At 44.5% G+C, this 19,512-nt stretch carries 16 protein-coding genes; 6 read left to right on the top strand and 10 right to left on the bottom strand.

The window, feature by feature from the left end; translation table 11 throughout:
* Positions 1 to 98 precede the first annotated feature (98 nt).
* Both groL and VCM39_RS05410 read right to left on the bottom strand, forming a co-directional pair.
* Entirely contained in the window at positions 99 to 1,736 is a 1,638-nt protein-coding gene (groL, locus tag VCM39_RS05415; protein WP_221650774.1) for a chaperonin GroEL, read from the bottom strand.
* 41 nt (positions 1,737 to 1,777) lie between these two features.
* Entirely contained in the window at positions 1,778 to 2,050 is a 273-nt protein-coding gene (locus VCM39_RS05410; RefSeq protein ID WP_002560908.1) for a co-chaperone GroES, read from the bottom strand.
* 345 nt (positions 2,051 to 2,395) lie between these two features.
* On the opposite strand from VCM39_RS05410, the gene VCM39_RS05405 reads away from it, so the two are divergent.
* Positions 2,396 to 3,643 (top strand): hypothetical protein, encoded by a 1,248-nt coding sequence (locus VCM39_RS05405; protein WP_221650773.1) that lies wholly within the window; start codon positions 2,396 to 2,398, stop codon positions 3,641 to 3,643.
* An 18-nt stretch (positions 3,644 to 3,661) separates the two neighbouring features.
* Positions 3,662 to 5,506 (top strand): heparinase II/III family protein, encoded by a 1,845-nt coding sequence (locus tag VCM39_RS05400; RefSeq protein WP_322933259.1) that lies wholly within the window; start codon positions 3,662 to 3,664, stop codon positions 5,504 to 5,506.
* A gap of 154 nt (positions 5,507 to 5,660) precedes the next feature.
* Here the strand turns inward: VCM39_RS05400 and VCM39_RS05395 are convergent, their stop codons facing one another.
* The gene (locus VCM39_RS05395; RefSeq protein ID WP_002560905.1) at positions 5,661 to 5,816 is read right to left on the bottom strand and encodes a hypothetical protein; all 156 of its coding nucleotides are present in this window, start codon (positions 5,814 to 5,816) and stop codon (positions 5,661 to 5,663) included.
* Positions 5,817 to 6,021: 205 nt separating this feature from the next.
* On the opposite strand from VCM39_RS05395, the gene VCM39_RS05390 reads away from it, so the two are divergent.
* From VCM39_RS05390 to hydF, 4 genes are all read left to right on the top strand, one after another.
* Positions 6,022 to 7,488, top strand: coding sequence for a monomeric [FeFe] hydrogenase (locus tag VCM39_RS05390; protein WP_322933258.1), 1,467 nt, complete (start codon positions 6,022 to 6,024; stop codon positions 7,486 to 7,488).
* Positions 7,472 to 8,524: a [FeFe] hydrogenase H-cluster radical SAM maturase HydE gene (hydE, locus tag VCM39_RS05385; protein WP_322933257.1), complete on the top strand. Its 1,053-nt coding sequence runs from the start codon at positions 7,472 to 7,474 to the stop codon at positions 8,522 to 8,524. The genes VCM39_RS05390 and hydE overlap by 17 nt, the downstream gene beginning before the upstream one ends.
* 24 nt (positions 8,525 to 8,548) lie before the next feature.
* A complete protein-coding gene (gene hydG, locus VCM39_RS05380) occupies positions 8,549 to 9,967 on the top strand; it encodes a [FeFe] hydrogenase H-cluster radical SAM maturase HydG (RefSeq protein WP_322933256.1) in 1,419 nt (472 codons plus the stop codon).
* 113 nt (positions 9,968 to 10,080) lie between these two features.
* Positions 10,081 to 11,259 (top strand): [FeFe] hydrogenase H-cluster maturation GTPase HydF, encoded by a 1,179-nt coding sequence (gene hydF, locus VCM39_RS05375; RefSeq protein WP_322933255.1) that lies wholly within the window; start codon positions 10,081 to 10,083, stop codon positions 11,257 to 11,259.
* A 125-nt stretch (positions 11,260 to 11,384) separates the two neighbouring features.
* Here hydF and hisS read toward each other — a convergent pair whose 3' ends face one another.
* The 7 genes from hisS to VCM39_RS05340 form a co-directional block, all read right to left on the bottom strand.
* Entirely contained in the window at positions 11,385 to 12,749 is a 1,365-nt protein-coding gene (gene hisS / locus VCM39_RS05370; RefSeq protein ID WP_221651478.1) for a histidine--tRNA ligase, read from the bottom strand.
* Positions 12,750 to 13,028: 279 nt separating this feature from the next.
* Positions 13,029 to 13,709: a zinc metallopeptidase gene (locus VCM39_RS05365; RefSeq protein WP_002560899.1), complete on the bottom strand. Its 681-nt coding sequence runs from the start codon at positions 13,707 to 13,709 to the stop codon at positions 13,029 to 13,031.
* Positions 13,710 to 13,834: 125 nt separating this feature from the next.
* Complete coding sequence (locus VCM39_RS05360; RefSeq protein ID WP_002560898.1) at positions 13,835 to 15,106, bottom strand: adenylosuccinate synthase; 1,272 nt, start codon at positions 15,104 to 15,106, stop codon at positions 13,835 to 13,837.
* Complete coding sequence (locus VCM39_RS05355) at positions 15,103 to 15,591, bottom strand: Fur family transcriptional regulator (protein WP_002560897.1); 489 nt, start codon at positions 15,589 to 15,591, stop codon at positions 15,103 to 15,105. Before VCM39_RS05355 ends, VCM39_RS05360 begins: the two co-directional genes overlap by 4 nt.
* A 303-nt stretch (positions 15,592 to 15,894) precedes the next feature.
* Positions 15,895 to 16,554, bottom strand: a complete 660-nt coding sequence (locus tag VCM39_RS05350) for a DNA alkylation repair protein (RefSeq protein WP_221651479.1) — start codon at positions 16,552 to 16,554, stop codon at positions 15,895 to 15,897.
* A gap of 5 nt (positions 16,555 to 16,559) precedes the next feature.
* Positions 16,560 to 18,611: a dipeptidyl peptidase 3 gene (locus tag VCM39_RS05345; protein WP_221651480.1), complete on the bottom strand. Its 2,052-nt coding sequence runs from the start codon at positions 18,609 to 18,611 to the stop codon at positions 16,560 to 16,562.
* A 186-nt stretch (positions 18,612 to 18,797) separates the two neighbouring features.
* On the bottom strand, positions 18,798 to 19,265 hold the full coding sequence (locus tag VCM39_RS05340; protein WP_221651481.1) for a helix-turn-helix domain-containing protein: 468 nt from the start codon (positions 19,263 to 19,265) through the stop codon (positions 18,798 to 18,800).
* Between the last annotated feature and the right edge of the window lie 247 nt (positions 19,266 to 19,512).

The raw sequence follows: 19,512 nt of genomic DNA, 5'->3' as shown, positions 1-19,512 counted from the left end.
TGTAATGACTTTCCGGAAGAAACAGAGCTTACTTGATAAGACTAAAAAGCCGCTCCAGATTATCTGAAGCGGCTTCTCTTTTTAATCATGGGATGATATTACATCATTCCACCCATTCCTCCCATTCCGGGAGCGCCCATAGGCATTTCGGGTTTATCTTCTTTCTTTTCTACAATTACACATTCAGTAGTCAGGAACATACCAGCGATAGAAGCTGCGTTTTCCAAAGCTACACGAGCTACCTTAGCAGGATCTACTACACCGGCAGCATGCAGGTTTTCGAAAACATCCATACGGGCATTGTAACCAAAGTCACCTTTTCCTTCACGAACTTTCTGAACGACTACAGCACCTTCTTTACCAGCATTAGCTACAATCTGACGAAGCGGTTCTTCAATAGCACGCTTAATGATTTCAACACCGGTTGTTTCATCGGCATTGTCACCTTTCATACCTTCCAGCACATCAATAGCACGGATGTAAGCTACGCCACCACCCGGGATGATACCTTCTTCGATAGCAGCACGAGTTGCACGAAGTGCATCGTCTACACGGTCTTTCTTCTCTTTCATCTCTACTTCAGAAGCAGCACCAACATAAAGAACAGCCACACCACCTGACAATTTAGCCAGACGTTCCTGCAGTTTCTCGCGGTCGTAATCTGATTTAGTAGCAGCAATCTGTGCTTTAATCTGATCGCAACGTTCTTTGATATTTTCTTTTGCGCCAGCACCGTTTACGATGGTTGTATTATCTTTAGAAACAGTCACTTTGTCAGCAGTACCCAGCATTTCGAGAGTAGCCTGTTCCAGTTTCAAACCTTTCTCTTCGCTGATCACCACACCACCTGTCAGGATAGCAATGTCTTCCAGCATCTCTTTACGACGATCACCGAAGCCCGGAGCTTTCACAGCACAAATCTTCAACTGAGAACGCAGACGGTTCACAACCAAAGTAGTCAGTGCTTCGCTATCCACATCTTCTGCAATCACCAACAGAGGACGACCTGTCTGTACAGCCGGTTCAAGGATAGGCAAGAAATCTTTCAGGTTAGAGATCTTCTTGTCATATATAAGGATGTAAGGTTTCTCCATCTCACATTCCATTTTCTCTGTGTTAGTCACAAAGTAAGCTGACAGATAACCACGGTCGAATTGCATACCTTCTACTACACCAATAGTAGTATCGGTACCTTTAGCCTCTTCGATAGTGATCACACCATCTTTGGAAACTTTACGCATGGCATCAGCAATCAATTTACCGATAACCGGGTCATTGTTGGCAGAAACAGTAGCAACCTGTTCAATCTTGTCATAGTTGTCACCTACTTTTTCAGCCTGGTTCTTAATAGACTCAACCACTTTGGCAACAGCCTTATCCATACCACGTTTGATATCCATCGGGCTTGCACCGGCAGTTACATTCTTCAAGCCTTCGGCTACGATAGCCTGAGCAAGAACAGTTGCAGTTGTTGTACCGTCACCGGCATCATCACCTGTTTTAGAAGCAACTTCCTTAACCAGCTGTGCACCTGTATTCTGGTATGCATCTGCCAGTTCTATTTCTTTAGCCACTGTTACACCATCTTTAGTGATGTGAGGAGCACCAAACTTCTTTTCAATAATTACGTTACGTCCTTTCGGGCCAAGTGTTACTTTTACTGCATTTGCCAAAGCATCGACACCTTTTTTCAATTGGTCACGGGCATCGATATTGAATAATATTTCTTTTGCCATAAGTCTATATCAATTATAAATTATTAATTTTCAATTATGAATTATCCCAAAACAGCGAGAACATCACTCTGACGCATGATAAGGTATTTTGCACCTTCCACTTCAAGTTCTGTTCCGGCATACTTACCATAAAGAACGGTGTCACCTACCTTTAATACCATCTCTTCGTCCTTTGTACCGTGACCTACTGCCACAACTTCACCTTTCAAAGGTTTTTCTTTTGCTGTATCAGGAATAATGATACCGCCAATTGTTTTTTCTTCTGCAGGTGCAGGGAGTATAAGCACTCTGTCTGCTAATGGTTTAATGTTCATAGTTACTTTTTTGTTTTATATGTTATACATAATTATATTATTCGTCATCCTTTTGGAAGGACGAAAAACAAATTGCGAAAACTGTGCCAAAGCGAAAAGATATTGGAAAGATGTTGGTTTGGCAGACAAAGACTGACAAAATGACAAGAGAGGGCAAAATAAAATACATCCGTTATTATCTTTGTGTACCATAAATTTGCGATAATCTGCGTTTCTATGATACTATCATTTAATTAGAATACAATACTTATTACAGAATATACTGTATAGTTTCTAACTACTTACTACTAAATTCCAACTACTTTTTTCTACCTTTGCACGTCATTTTACGCAAACATTTTACTTATGAAAAAGAATCTACTACTTACAGTATGCCTTCTGGCAGCAATAAACGGATCGGCCCAGAAGAAAGATTTCAGTTATAAATTTTATGGTCAGATCCGTACAGACCTTTATTATAATAGCCGTGCCAATCAGGAAACAGTAGACGGGCTATTCTACATGTATCCACTCGACGAAAGACTGGATGCAAATGGTAAAGACCTGAATGCGACTGCTAATGGAAGTTTTTATACCTTATACACCCGGCTTGGAGTGGATGTGACCGGTCCGAAACTCGGAAAAGCCAAAACATCAGCCAAAGTAGAAGTAGACTTCAGAGGTTCAGGAACAAGCTATTCCACTGTTCGCCTGAGACACGCCTATCTGAATCTGGACTGGGGGAAATCTGCTCTATTATTGGGACAGACCTGGCATCCCCTGTTTGGTGATGTCTCTCCGCAAATATTAAACTTATCGGTAGGAGCCCCTTTTCAGCCCTTCAGCCGTGCTCCGCAGATACGCTATCAATTCAAGAACAAGAACATGCAACTGACGGCAGCAGCTATCTGGCAGTCACAATATCTGTCGGTAGGACCGAATAATGTAAAGAGCCAGAATTATATTAAAAACAGTTGCGTACCGGAGATTTATGCCGGTATAGACTATAAGGCAGGAAACTGGCTGGCAGGTGTGGGTCTTGAGTTACTGTCTCTCAAACCAAGAACGGAATCAACGGTAACGATAGTTGATCCGGTTACAAAGGCGGAAGTCAGCAAAACTTATAAAGTGGACGAACGCCTCACTACCCTCTCCTACGAAGCACATGTGAGATACACCAATAAAGACTGGTTCATTGCAGCCAAAAGTGTACTTGGCAGTAACCTGACACAAACTTCGATGTTGGGCGGTTACGGTGTTAAGTCCACCAATCAATGGACAGGTGAACAGGAGTATGCTTCTATTCTGAATTCCAGCTCATGGCTTAACGTAGTGTACGGTCAGAAGTGGAAACCGGGTATCTTCTTAGGATATACCAAAAATTTAGGAACAGGTGATGCCGTCACCAAACTTTACGGTACAGGAACCGATGTTGACCAGGTAGTAATGGCAGGAGCCGAACTTACTTACAATGTAGCCCACTGGAAATTCGGACTCGAATATACATTAAGTTCTGCCTGGTACGGTTCAATGGATGCCTCTAACGGAAAAATAAAAGATACCCATTCCGTCTGCAACAACCGTATTGTAGGAGTTGCCATGTTTATGTTTTAATACTAATTTATCCCGGCCATGAATAACAAAGTACTTGTTCTTATTTACACTTGTCTGTGCCTGTGCATAGGAAGTGCAACACACCTTAAAGCGCAAACGTTCAATTACAGTCAGCTGCAAGAGCATCCCCGCTTATTACTGAAACAAGGCGAAGAACAACGTATTCACAAAAGCCTCAGCGAAAGCGTCGAACTACAACGGGTGTATAATTACATGCTGTATGAATCCGACAAATTACTCATCCGACCTACACTGATCTATAAGAAAGAGGGACGCCGCCTTTTAGCTGTATCCCGCGAAGCGCTAAGACGTATTTTCTACCTTTCGTTCGTCTACCGAATGACGAATGATGAAAAATACCGGTTACGTGCCGAGCAGGAGATGATTGCCGTTTGCTCTTTCCAGGACTGGAATCCCTCTCACTTTCTGGATACGGGAGAGATGACGTTGGCTGTCTCTTTAGGTTATGACTGGCTTTATGATAAATTGCAGCCCGAAACAAAGAAACTGATTAAAGAATCGATTCTGAATAAAGGTTTTGCCCCATCCAAAGACCGCCAATACAACTCTTTCCTACGGACAGAGAATAACTGGAACCAGGTTTGCAACGCCGGTATGGTATACGGAGCACTCGCTATTATGGAGGATCATCGGGAAGAAGCAATCGAAATCATCGAACGGGCTATGTCTACCATCGGTATTTCGGTGAAAGGATATGCGCCGGACGGCAACTATCCGGAAGGATACAACTACTGGGGATACGGAACCACCTTTAATGTTTTCCTGATTGCTGCACTGGAATCTGCCTTAGGTTCCGATGGCGGATTGTGCAAGGTGGAAGGCTTCATGGAGTCCGCCCGCTATATGGAATATATGGCAGGAACTACCGGACTTGCCTTTAACTTCAGCGATGCACGCGAAACCATCCAGGCTTTACCGGCTACCTTCTGGTTCGCTGCCCGCCAGAAAGATCCTTCTTTGCTATGGAATGAGAAGATATTCTTATCACGTGCAGATACTCATTTCACAGCCGAAGAGACCCGTTTTCTGCCCATTATACTCATTTACGGTTCTCTTATTGACATGAAGGAAGTTACTCCCCCGACTGCAAAAATATGGGTAGGACATGGTAAAACTCCGGTAGCACTGGTACACACTTCCTGGAAAGAAGGTGAAGGATGTTATGTGGGTATCAAAGGCGGGACTGCCTCTACCAGCCATGCACATATGGATGCAGGCTCTTTTGTGTTCGAAGCTTTGGGAGTACGCTGGGCACAGGATTTGGGTATGCAGGAATATTATTCGCTGGAGAAAGAGAATGTACGTTTGTGGGATAGCAACCAGAACGGACAGCGCTGGGATATCTTCCGCTATAACAATTTTGTGCACAACACACTAACCGTAAACGGTAAGAAACACAATGTGAAAGGTTTTGCCCCTATCACGAAAACCTATACGAAAGATGACAAGTTGGGAGCTACGGTAGACTTAACTTCGCTGTTTGAAGGCGATTTGAAAAAGGCTACGAGAGAGGTGGTTCTTATCAAGGAGAGTTATCTACAAATAACAGACCGGGTACAGGCGGCTGCAAACCCTGCCTCTGTCCGTTGGACACTGGTCACTTCCGCCACTCCGAAAATTTTGGACCCGCATACGATAGAGTTGACCAAAGAAGGTAAAAAGTTACATCTGATTATCGATAGTCCGGCCTCCGCTTCCTTCTCCATAGCCGATAATACACCGGTACAGAGTTATGATTCACCCAATCCCGGTTCGGTTCGTATTTTCTTTGATGCAGGGCTGAAAGCAGGACAAAAGGAAACATTAAAAGTACGGTGTATCCCGCACGGGGAAGTTCGGTAGGCGGTGGTTTATTGAAACGCAGATTGTCGCAAAGGAAAACAAAAATAAGAGAAAGAATAACCGAATTTTAATCTGCGATAATCTGCGTCCATCCGCGGTTCATCAGAGATTTAAAACTCTGTATTCTGTGTGCCCTCTGTGGTGAAACATATTATCAGAACAGGCTCTGTGTTATCTCCTGAGCATGGTATTTCTTCGTAGTGCCCATAAGCGAACTACCTATGTAAAACAAAAACATCAGGCTTGCAATCGTCATCAATGTACCAATCATGGCAAAGCGGCTTCTTTGTATCCATTCATTCTTATTCATATCAGTTACCTCCTCATTATGGATTAATCCGGTAAAACATTCATGCTACAAAAGTAAAGTCCGGGTTTTACAATACGCTTACAAACCGGTAACATTTCCATTTTCAATGCCCCGCAGTACATATTACAATCATCTTTAACGAATATTAGTTTTTCAGCAAACAGTTCACTATCTTTGCAGCCCCTAACAACCCTAAAAAAACATTATGGCATTTACTAACAACGTTATGATCGTTCGCCACAAACTGCTGGCGGACCTCGTAAGACTCTGGAAGAAAGATGAATTAATTGACAAAATTGACCGGCTTCCCATTGAGCTTAGTCCCAAAAAATCGAAACCTCTGGGCCGTTGCTGCGTCCATAAGGAACGCGCTGTGTGGAAATACAAATGTCTCCCCTTGATGGGACTTGACATGACAGACGAGCATGACGAACTGACTAACCTTTCGGAATATGCCCGGCAAGCACTGGAAAGAGAAGAATGTACCAAAGAAAACATCTTCTGCGTGATAGACGAAGCCTGTTCGTCTTGCGTACAGATCAACTATGAGATAACCAATCTGTGCCGTGGATGCGTGGCACGCAGTTGCTACATGAACTGTCCTAAAGATGCGATCCGCTTCAAGAAAAACGGACAGGCGATGATTGACCACGACACTTGCGTCAGTTGCGGTATCTGCCATAGAAGCTGCCCGTATCATGCCATCGTTTACATCCCTGTCCCCTGCGAAGAAGCCTGTCCGGTGAAAGCCATCAGCAAAGACGCAAACGGTATTGAACACATCAACGAAGACAAATGTATCTATTGCGGAAAGTGTATGAACGCATGTCCGTTCGGTGCAATCTTTGAAGTATCGCAGGCTTTTGATATCCTGCAACGCATCCGTAAAGGAGAGAAAATGGTAGCCATCGTAGCACCTTCCATCCTCGGACAGTTTAAGACAAGTATAGAACATGTATACGGTGCCTTCCGCGAAATAGGTTTCGCAGATGTGATAGAGGTGGCACAAGGTGCCATGGATACTACCAGCAACGAAGCCCACGAGTTACTGGAAAAACTGGAAGAAGGCCAGGCTTTTATGACCACTTCTTGCTGCCCGTCTTACATCGAACTGGTAGAGAAGCACATCCCGGAACTGAAACCGTATGTATCTACAACCGGATCGCCTATGTACTACGCTGCACGTATTGCGAAAGCAAAACATCCGGATGCCCGGATCGTATTCGTTGGCCCTTGTGTAGCCAAGCGCAAAGAGATACGCCGGGACGAAGCTGTGGACTTTATCCTTACATTTGAGGAGATAGGTTCCATTCTCGACGGAATGGACATTCAGCTGGAACAGACACAGCCGTTCTCTTTGGTATATACCTCTGTCCGCGAAGCACACGGTTTTGCCCAGGCAGGCGGTGTGATGGGAGCTGTCAAAGCCTATCTGAAAGAAGAAGCTGATAAAATAAACGCGCTTCAGGTATCGGACATCAATAAGAAAAACATAGCACTGCTGCGTGCTTGCGCCAAAACGGGCAAGGCAGCAGGACAGTTCATCGAAGTTATGGCCTGCGAAGGAGGATGTATCACCGGACCAAGCACACACAACGATATTGTTTCCGGCCGCCGACAGTTAGTACAGGATTTGCTCAAACGAAAAGAAACCTATGAAAATAGGAGTTGACAGACTCAGACAAGAACATAGCCTCCCACCGGAAGGCTACAAAGCGCTTCTGACGTGCCGGGATGCAGACGTCCTTTCGTATCTGCACGCCCAGGCCCGTGAAGTGACGCTGGCAAATTTCGGAAACAACATCTACATCCGGGGGCTGATTGAAATAAGCAACTGCTGCCGGAACAACTGCTACTACTGTGGCATACGAAAAGGAAACATACAGGTGGAACGCTACCGGCTTAGCCGGGAAACGATTCTCGACTGTTGCCGACAGGGATATAAACTCGGATTCCGTACCTTTGTGCTGCAAGGAGGTGAAGATGCGGCACAATCTTCCGACTGGATCGAGGGGACTGTGGCGGCCATCAGAGGGGAATTTCCGGATTGTGCCATCACGCTGTCTTTGGGGGAGAAATCACGCGAAGAGTATGAACGCTTCTTCCGTGCCGGGGCCAATCGTTATCTGTTACGTCACGAAACCTACAATGAAGAACATTACCGCCAATTGCATCCGGCAGAAATGCGGCAGGATACCCGCCTGCAATGCCTGCAATGGCTAAAGGAGATAGGCTATCAGACGGGAACGGGCATCATGGTGGGAAGCCCCGGACAGACAACAGAACATCTCATTGAAGATATTCGGTTCATAGAGCGTTTCAGTCCGCAGATGATCGGTATCGGTCCCTTTATTCCGCATCCCAATACCCCTTTTGCCGGGTCACCTTCGGGAAGTGTAGAACAAACGTTACGACTGCTGTCTATCTTCCGGCTGATGCATCCGCAAGCACTTATCCCCGCGACAACGGCACTCGCCACCCTCGCCGCCGACGGACGCGAACGGGGAATATTGGCAGGAGCCAATGTAGTGATGCCCAACCTTTCTCCACAGGAAGTAAGGGGAAAGTACGAACTATATAACAAGTACTTTCCGCACGGGGAAGATCCCTTCGGAACGCTTCCCACACTAAAAGGATACACGGCAATTCCCACACGCGGAGATGCAGTGCTTCCCACACGAGGAGGTTCGCCAGGCGATGAGTACTAAGAGATAATTAAAAAAAGAGAATGTATGTATAAGCTCAATTCACTGAAAGCAGAAGAGTTCATTGACCACCAGGAGGTTCTGGATACGCTGGAATATGCCCGTACCCACAAAAGCAACCGCGCCCTTATCGAGCAGCTCATCGAGAAAGCCGCCCAATGCAAAGGACTCACTCACCGCGAGGCAGCCTTGCTATTAGAGTGCGACCAGCCGGAACTGACAGACCGCATCTTCCACCTCGCCAAAGAAATCAAACAGAAGTTCTACGGCAACCGCATTGTTATGTTTGCACCGCTTTATCTCTCCAACTATTGCGTCAACGGTTGTACCTACTGCCCCTATCACCTGAAGAATAAAACCATTGCCCGCAAGAAGCTCACACAGGAAGAGATCCGCCGGGAAGTAATCGCCTTACAGGACATGGGGCACAAACGCCTTGCACTGGAAGCCGGAGAACATCCGCTTCTCAACCCGATTGAGTACATTCTTGAATCCATCGACACCATCTATAGCATCAAACACAGGAACGGGGCAATCCGCCGGGTAAACGTGAATATTGCAGCTACAACAGTAAAGAACTATACCCGACTGAGGGATGCAGGAATCGGCACTTATATCCTCTTTCAGGAAACCTATCACAAGGAAAATTACGAGCTCCTCCACCCCACCGGCCCCAAAAGTAACTATGCCTGGCATACCGAAGCAATGGACCGCGCCATGCAGGGAGGTATTGATGATGTAGGTATCGGAGTACTCTTCGGCCTGAATACATTCCGATATGACTTTGTCGGTCTGCTGATGCATGCAGAACACCTTGAAGCCACTTTCGGAGTAGGGCCACATACGATTAGCGTACCACGCATCTGTCCGGCGGACGATATTGATACAGCAGACTTTCCCAACTCCATATCGGATGAGATTTTCCGCCGCATCGTGGCAGTGATCCGCATTGCCGTGCCGTATACAGGGATGATCATTTCTACCCGCGAATCGCAGGAATCGCGCCGGCAAGTGCTTGATATCGGTATATCACAGATCAGCGGAGGTTCGCGAACCAGCGTAGGCGGTTATGCCGAACCGGAACCATTATCGGAAAACTCTGCTCAGTTTGACCTGAGCGATACACGTACGCTGGACGAAATTGTGGGCTGGCTACTCGATATGGGGTACATCCCCAGCTTCTGTACCGCCTGCTACCGGGCAGGCAGAACGGGCGACCGGTTCATGTCACTCGTCAAATCCGGGCAGATAGCTAATTGCTGCGCTCCGAATGCACTGGTTACCCTGAAAGAATATCTGGAAGATTACGCCTCACCCGCCACACGTGCCAAAGGAGAAGAACTGATCATACGGGAAGCCGGAAAAATCCCCAACCCGAAGATAAAAGAAATAGCCCTGAGAAACCTGAAAGAAATAGCTGGAGGGAAAAGGGACTTCCGTTTTTAATGGACAATTGACAGTGGACAATTGACAGTTAGCTGCGCGATATTACGCAGCAATGATAGCGCAGCTAACTGTCCACTGTCAATTGTCAACTGTCAATTGTCAACTAATTAATTATGATGACTCCCAATTCCAACCGCCTCCATATCGCCCTCTTCGGAAGGCGAAACAGTGGTAAATCTTCCCTTATCAATGCTTTGACGGGACAAGATGTAGCACTGGTTTCCGATACTCCGGGAACAACGACCGATCCTGTGCTCAAAGCAATGGAAATTCAGGACGTCGGCCCTTGCCTTTTTATCGACACTCCGGGATATGACGATGAAGGTGAGCTGGGCGAAATGCGGATGACCCGCACCCTGAAAGCAGCCGAAAAAACAGACATTGCCATCCTGCTCTGCCATCCGGATATGGACAAAGAGCTTCAATGGATACAACAGTTGAAAGAGAAGAATATCCCGGTAATCTTGCTGCTCAACAAGGCAGATATCCTGGAAGATGCAGCGTCCATAGCCTCAGTAATAGAAAGTAAGACCGGAGAATCTCCCCTCATCGTCAGTGCAAACACCCGGCAGGGTATGGAAGACATTCGCCGGGCTATCATCCGGCATCTACCCGAAGACTTCGATGCACAAAGCATCACAGGAAAGCTTGTTTCGGCAGGTGACCTCGTTTTACTTGTCATGCCGCAGGATATACAGGCACCGAAAGGGCGGCTCATTCTTCCACAGGCACAGACCCTGCGGGAACTGCTGGATAAGAAATGCATCGCCGTGAGTTGTACTACCGACCAGATGGAGGTTACTCTTCGGGCTCTCTCCCGCCCTCCAAAGTTGATAATTACCGACTCACAAGTCTTCAAAACCGTATATGAACGGAAACCGGCAGAAAGTAAACTGACTTCCTTCTCTGTGCTCTTTGCCGCTTATAAAGGAGATATCGGCTACTACACCGCCAGTGCAGCCACTATAGGTACGCTAAAAGAAACCTCCCGTGTACTGATAGCCGAAGCCTGTACGCACGCTCCCCTGTCGGAAGATATCGGCCGGGTGAAACTCCCTCGTATGCTCCGCCAGAAAATAGGCGAAGGATTGCAGATAGACATCGTATCGGGCAATGATTTCCCGGCCAATCTGGAGAAGTACGACCTTATCATCCAATGTGGCGCTTGTATGTTCAACCGGAAATATGTACTCAGCCGGATCGCACAGGCCAAAGAACAGAAAGTACCTATGACAAACTATGGAATAGCCATCGCCTGGCTAAGCGGAATACTTGACAAAATAGAATTCTGAAAAGCATAAAAAAACTCCCCGGTGCTGCGCCATTTACGCGGCACCGGGGAGGATATCTCTCGGCTCCGGGGAGGAGATGGTTCGGCTCCGGGGAGCAAGGTCCTCGGCTCCGGGGAGCGAAAAGCCTATTTCAAAAGGGTTTCAATCAGCTCTTCTGCCGAAACAAGGTGCTGTTCTCCCGTTTCCATATTTTTCAACATCGCTTTGCCTTCATTCATCTCATTCTCGCCTACAATAGCTACAAACGGGATGTTCTTCGCATTGGCATAGCTCATCTGTTTCTTCATCTTTGCAGCATCCGGAAAAATCTCTGCACGGATACCGGCCGCACGAGCCTTCGCCAGAATACCGATTGAAAAAGCTGCTTCTTTCTCTCCGAAATTAATAAAGAGCAATTGCGTACCATTTACAGCTTCTTTCGGATAAAGTTCCAGCTGATTGAGTACATCAAAAATACGGTCGGCACCGAAAGAGATACCTACCCCCGATACACCTGCCATACCGAATACACCTGTCAGATTATCGTAGCGTCCACCACCGGTAATGCTACCAATCTGTACATCCAGTGCTTTCACTTCAAAAATAGCTCCTGTATAATAATTCAAGCCGCGTGCCAGCGTAAGGTCTAATTCAATCTCATTCTTCAGCCCCATAGCTGTAAGCGTATTCAAGATAAACTCGCTCTCTTCTACTCCCTTGATTCCGATTTCGCTGTCGGCAAGTACGGTTTTCAAAGTAGCTAACTTCTCTGCATTCGTTCCGCTCAACAAGATAATAGGCTGTAACTTGGCAATCGCCTCTTCACTGATTCCTTTATCAGCTAACTCTCTGTTCACATTTTCCAGCCCGATCTTATCAAGCTTATCAATAGCCACCGTAATATCTACAATCTTGTCTGCTTCACCGATAATCTCGGCAATACCGGTCAGGATCTTACGGTTGTTGATCTTAATGCAGACACGGATACCAAAACGGGTGAACACCGTATCTACAATCTGCATCAGCTCTACTTCGTTCAGTAATGAATCACTACCTACCACATCGGCATCGCACTGATAAAACTCGCGGTAACGCCCCTTCTGAGGACGATCCGCACGCCACACGGGTTGAATCTGGTAACGCTTGAAAGGAAAAGTGATTTCATCACGGTGCATCACCACATAGCGGGCAAACGGAACTGTGAGGTCATAACGCAATCCTTTTTCACAAAACTTACTTGCCAGCTTTGCTGCATTACGGCTCAGTAATTCTTCATCAGTGATGCCGGAGAAGTAATCTCCCGAATTCTGTATCTTAAACAAAAGTTTATCGCCTTCATCGCCATACTTTCCCATCAGGGTAGAAAGCATTTCCATAGACGGAGTTTCTATCTGCTGGAATCCATAAAGATGATAAACATCGCGGATGGTATTGAATATGTAGTTACGCTTCGCCATCTCAACGGGCGAAAAATCACGTGTTCCTTTCGGTATACTTGGTTTTGCTGCCATAAATCTAACTGTTTTATTTATCGAACTGCAAAGTTATAGGAAATTATTGATTATTCATGGGAATCTGGGGTTAATCTCACTCGTATCTATATTTCACCACAGAGGACACAAAGGGCACGGAGTTTATTATCTATATAAAACGCAGATTAACGCAAAGGAAAACAAATATAAGACAAGGAATAACAATATCTTAATCTGCGATAACCTGTGTTAATCTGCGTTTCAATAAAATAAAACTCTGTGCTCTCTGTGTCCTCTGTGGTGAACAACAGAAGCAGCTTAATCTCTTCTGCCGAGGAATATCATAATATAATAAATCAACGTAGCCAAAGAACTGAGTGCAGCTACCACATACGTATAAGCAGCCGAACGAAGCGCATCCTCTGCCTGTGCATGATTACGCGAATTCGTGATACCCGAAGCGCTCAACCATACCAATGCACGCTTACTTGCATTGATCTCCACCGGAAGAGTGACAAAACTGAACAGAGTTGTCATAGCAAACAGGATAATACCTGCCAGCAACAACTGAGGGAACGAATTCAACAACAAGATACCTGCCAGCAACAACCAGGTCATCCATTGAGAAGCAAAGCTCACTACAGGAACCAGTTTGCTACGCATCGTCAGCGGAGCATAAGCCTGCGCATGCTGAAGAGCGTGTCCGCATTCATGAGCAGCTACGGCAGCAGCCATAATACTGTTACTTTCATATACACCTTCACTCAGGTTCACTGTCTTATTGGCAGGATTATAGTGGTCAGTCAATTGTCCGGGAGTATGAGTCACCTTGACGTCATAGATTCCATTATCATTCAACATCTTAATAGCCACGTCGCGTCCTGTCATTCCATTTCCGGTAGGTATCTTAGAATATTTCTTGAACTTGTTCTGCAAGTTCATCTGTACCAACCAGCTTACTACGGCAATTCCGATAAATAATACCCAATACGATATCATATACTTTCTTTAATTAAAATGAATACTACAAACATCTGTACAAATAGCTTGCCAAAAATAAAGGGAAACTTTGTATATCACAATAGTTTCCCTCCTGTTTTATGAAGAATTATCTAAAAATGCGTTTATTCTTCCGTATATCTTTCAATAGTCTGTTCTCTGTCCGGACCTACTGAAACAATCTTAATCTCTACATCCAACTGTTCTTCAAGGAAAGAGAGATAAGCATTGAATTCTTCGGGGAATTCATCTTCACTCTGCATCTTCGTCATGTCAACCTGCCATCCCGGAAGTTCGGCATATACAGGCTCTACATTTTCATTGATGTCATAAGGGAAATAATCTATCTCCTCACCATTCACTTTATAAGCAACGCAAGCCTTGATCGTCTCAAATGTATCAAGTACGTCACTCTTCATCATAATGAGCTTAGTAACTCCGTTGATCATCACAGAATATTTCAACGCTACCAGGTCAATCCATCCGCAACGGCGCTTACGACCAGTCACCGAACCAAACTCATGTCCCAGTGTACAGATCTTATCGCCTGTTTCATCAAACAACTCGGTAGGGAACGGACCTGAACCAACACGTGTACAATAAGCCTTGAAGATACCATATACCTCACCAATACGGTTAGGAGCTACTCCCAAACCTGTACAAGCACCCGCACAAACCGTATTTGAAGAAGTTACAAACGGATAAGAACCGAAGTCGATATCAAGCATTGTTCCCTGTGCACCTTCACAAAGAACGCTCTTACCCGATCTCAACAAGTTGTTTACTTCATGTTCACTGTCTACCAGATGGAACTGCTTCAGGTATTCAATACCTTCCATCCATGCTTTTTCAATCTCTGTCAGATCATATGTATAATTCAGTCCTTTCAGGATTTGTTCGTGGCGAGCTTTGGCAGCAGCATATTTCTGGTCGAAATTATCAAGGATATCACCTACACGAACACCGTTACGGCTCACCTTATCAGTATAAGTCGGGCCGATACCTTTTCCGGTAGTACCTACTTTAGCATCCCCCTTAGCAGCTTCATAAGCGGCATCGAGAATACGGTGTGTAGGCAAAATGAGATGCGCTTTCTTTGAAATGTGCAGCCTGTCTTTTAAGTTGTGTCCCGATGCTTCAAGTGATTCAGCCTCTGCTTTAAACAAAGCCGGATCCAACACAACACCATTGCCGATGATATTTACCTTATCTCCCTGAAAAATACCGGAAGGAATGGAACGGAGCACATATTTTTGTCCTTCGAACTCAAGTGTATGACCGGCATTCGGGCCACCCTGGAAACGTGCTACCACGTCGTATCTCGGAGTTAATACGTCGACTACTTTACCTTTACCTTCATCGCCCCATTGTAATCCTAATAGTACATCTACTTTCATCTTTCTTTTTTATTGTTGTTACTTACTTTTTTCCGTTTATTGGCACGGTCACACTTACTGCAAACCCCATAAATATACAAGGAGTAATGTGAAAGCTGAAACCGGCTTAACCTGGTATTCTCAATAGCATTTTGCAGCGCTTCATTCTGAAACTCTGTAACTTTGCCACATTGCGTGCAAATCTGGTGATGATGCGTCTCGCGATTGTATGATTTCTCGTATTGGGAAGAAGTTCCGAACTGATGCTTGATAATCAGCCGGGCATTAATAAGCAGAATGATGGTATTATAAAGTGTCGCACGACTTACACGAAAATTCTCCTGGTTCATCATCTGCGAATAGAGCATATCTATGTCAAAATGTCCATCTATGGAATATATAGTGTCAAGTATGGCATAACGTTCGGGGGTCTTACGATGCCCGTTCGCATTAAGATATTCTGTAAATATCTGTCTTACCGTATCTTTTACGTTCTGAGTTTCCATATCGGCACGAAATTAGCGCCAACAAAGTTAAGCCTTTTTTGCGGAAAGCAAAAATAATATGAGAAATAATGTACCAATTAATAATGTGTCAATGTGCTAATATGCCAATATGCCAATTAATAATGTGCCAATATGACAATATGCCAATATACCAATTAAAGAATGCGTCAATGTGTCAATGTACCAATTAAATAATGTGCCAATATGCCAATTAAATAATATGCCAATATACCCATATACTGTGCTATCATGCTGCACAGTAATTGGTACATTGGCACATTAGCATATTGGCACATTATTTAATTATTCTGCCTCTTCCGCCACCACATTGTATAATACTTGCTCAGCCTCTACAGTAGAGTCTTTCATACTTTCTACCATGCGACATACCTGGAAAGCATGCTCCTCGCTATGTTGCATATATTTGCGGATAGCAAGCAAAGCGGCATTGCGTACGTGATAAGTACCGGATAGCACTGCACAAATTGCCTGATCAAGAAACTCCCCTGCCGGACGTTCGGCCATATCTCCCTTCTTCATTAATAAACGGGCAATGGTAAGAAAGCCACAAACCTGTGCATACTCTTCTTCCGAAGCTATCCAATGGAAAGACTTGGCAGGAGCATAAGGCAGATTTTGAAAAAGGTTCATACAGGTAAGTTCTGCCACTTCGATATTCGGCATATTCTCTACCCAGATATCGGCTATCTCCGGAAAGAAAGTATCTACCGGCTGTAAGATGCCTGCCAGAATTTTACATTCACGAATGTCCTCTTTCCACAATGCCTGCGCCAGATCATGATTCTTTTCATAAGCAGCAGCAATACTTTTGATACGGGGCAACTCCACTCCGAAGTTAAGCTTATAATTCAGCCCCTTTTCACGCATACTTTGAGACACAACCCCGTTCATAGAGAGCCGGAGCTGTGTCTTTATATCTTTTAATTGTTCTTTTATATCCATTCAGATCAGTTATTTATAGAAGGCAACGGAGAGTAATCTTTACTATAACGTAACATTTGCTCTGCATAACCTTCATCATATGATACCTTCACATCAGTAATCGTTCCGTTTGCATCAGTAACTGCCTCATATTTAGGATTAACAAACCCTTTATATGGAGCCAGATTCAGTTTCTTATAGCGTTCAAGAACTTCGGCATGAAGCACAGGATCTACCTTCACTGCATAATCTTCAACCAATGCACGGGCAGCAGCAAAGTCACCGGTAGATTTAATACGCTGTATCTCAGCAAGCAATTCACCGAAAAGCTGGCGTACCTTCTCATAGTCGTTCACAACAACATATGTTTTCCCGTCCTTCTTCACCAGTTCTACTACCTTATCGGCAGCCCCTTTCTCAAACACCCATCGGGCAATGAGCTGTCTGTTACGCATATGTGCCTCTTCCACCGTATTACCCGGCTGAATACGCACGAGCTGGGTCATCAGACCATTCATCAGATAGGTATAGTATTGTGCTTTGTATGCCTCGTCACTGGAAAGTAAACCAAGTTCAACCAACTTCGGATCAGCCACATAATATAAACCGAACAAATCGGCACGTGCTTCTTCAATAGTGGAGCCATAAGCTTTTAATGCATCAGGATCTACTCCCGGAAGCAACTTACCCGAACCATGTCCCAAGCATTCATGCAGGTCGGTATGTAATTCGTCCGTCAGGTCAGAATATTGATCAATCAGTTCCCGTTCGGCATCACTATACACAAACTCCTCATTAAAACCATTGCCATGGGCAGCCTTATTATAAGCATCGGTAATATTGCCAATAGTCACAGACTTTGAACCATGATGAGCACGAATCCAGTTAGCATTCGGCAGGTTGATACCAATGGCTGTTGCAGGATAAAGATCCCCCGCCAAAATAGCAGCAGTAATAACCTTTGCTGATACCCCCTTCACTTCACTCTTTTTAAACTGTGCCTCCACCGGAGAGTGATCCTCAAACCATTGCGCATTACTACTGATAATTTCAGTACGCTGTGTAGCCACCAGATCTTTAAAGTTAACCAAAGACTCCCAGCTCGCCTTCATTCCAAGCGGATCACCATAACTTTCCGTGAACCCGTTTACCACATCGATACGGGAATTCAGATCCTTCACCCACAAAATGGCATATTCATCAAAGGTCTTTAAATCACCGGTCTCATAAAACTCAATCAGCTTGCTGATAGCAGCTTTCTGAGCATCATCTTCGGCTACCCCTTCAGCTTTCTTCAACCAATAGACAATCTTTTCAAGTGCCTGCGTATAAAGTCCGCCTACTTTCCACACTTTCTCCTGAATCTTACCATTCTCCTTTACCAAACGGCTATTCAAACCATAAGAAACCGGAGTCTCATCTTTCGGATCTTTCATCTTAGCGTAGAACGCTTCAGCTTCAGCCTGGGTCACTCCATCATAATAGTTGCAGGCAGAAGTCAACACAAGATCTTCCCCATCAGCCTGATTGACCCGTTTGGGCATAATAGTGGGATCAAAAATCACCGGAAAGATCTCTTCGCACAGCTGCTCTGCAGTTTGCCCTTCAGCCAACGGAAGCAGTGCCGGATCTACATCCAACACAGCCTGTTTGAGAAAATCCTGAGAGAATCCGGGTACGAACTTCTCAGACCCGTAATGATGATGAATACCGTTAGAGAACCACACCCGTTTAAGGTAAGTCTCCATATTCTTAAAATCGATACTATTTTTATCACCTTTATAATTAGTATATATAACTTCAAGCATCCGGCGGATACGAAGATTATATTTCCCATTCTGATCAAAAAGGATGTCTCGTCCTTCAAGAGCAGCCTCAGTAAGATAATAAACTAATTCTTTCTGTTTAAGCGACAGGTCCTCAAATCCCGGAACCCGGTAACGCAATATCTGTAAATCGGCAAATTGTTCCACTGTATAATCAAATTTATCTGCCTGGGCAGTTGTTTTTTTAGTCCCGCTACACCCTGTCAACAAAACAGCAGCAGTAGCAACTGAAATAATAAGATGATTTTTCATAAGTAGTATATAAGAGTTATAAGTTATAAAGTTATGAGTTATAGAGTTATGGAATATGAGTTATGCGAACTATCAATTCATAATTCATAAATCCCTCACCCCATCTTCTAAAAACATGAAAAGGAAGTATCCCGAAACTTTTCGTCCGGAATATTTCCTTTTTTATTCAACTAAAGAAATACGTGATTACTTTTTGCTATTCTCAACGTGTTCTTTACGGTAGCCATTAGGAGTCTTGCCTACATTCTTGTAGAAAGCAGCATAGAAAGATTGACGATTGGCAAAACCAACCATTGCACTGATTTCTTCTACATTCTTATCGGCATATCTCTTATCAGTCAAAAGATGAAGAGCATCCTTCACTCTATACTCATTCAAAAGGCAAGAATAATTCTGTCCGAAACGAGAATTAACGACTGCGGATAAATAACGCGTATTCGTCTTCAACTCTTTGGCCAGATCTTTTGCTGAATAATCCGGGTCTCTGTACTTCTTTTGAACGACAACGATATTCAAAATCTTGTCATACAACTCATCTGCTAGTTCCGGTCTTATTAAAGAACGGTAAGCAGCTTTTTTCTCCTTCTTCTCCCTCAGATTGTAAGGGCGCTTTTTAGGAGCCTCTTCCTGTTTTTTGTTTTCTAAATCACTCATTGAATTAACTGGTTAGGGTTTGTTTTTAATTATTGCTACAATGCAGTAACATTATTATGTTACAAATTTCATACATTATTTTCACATACACAAATTTTGCGTATATATTTTTTATAGCAAAGTAGTTAAAAACGTCAAAATAGGGGAGAAGAAACGCCATAATAAGAAACTTTAACTTTTTAGCATCCCGTTTTCGTCCACGGAGAGAGTTTATTTCCCCCATCTTGTAGATACGTATTATGATAGA

Origin of the sequence: Bacteroides mucinivorans, from assembly GCF_034654355.2 — a bacterium.
GTDB classification, from domain to species: Bacteria; Bacteroidota; Bacteroidia; order Bacteroidales; family Bacteroidaceae; genus Bacteroides; species Bacteroides nordii.
This window is presented reverse-complemented; position numbering and strand designations above follow the sequence as displayed.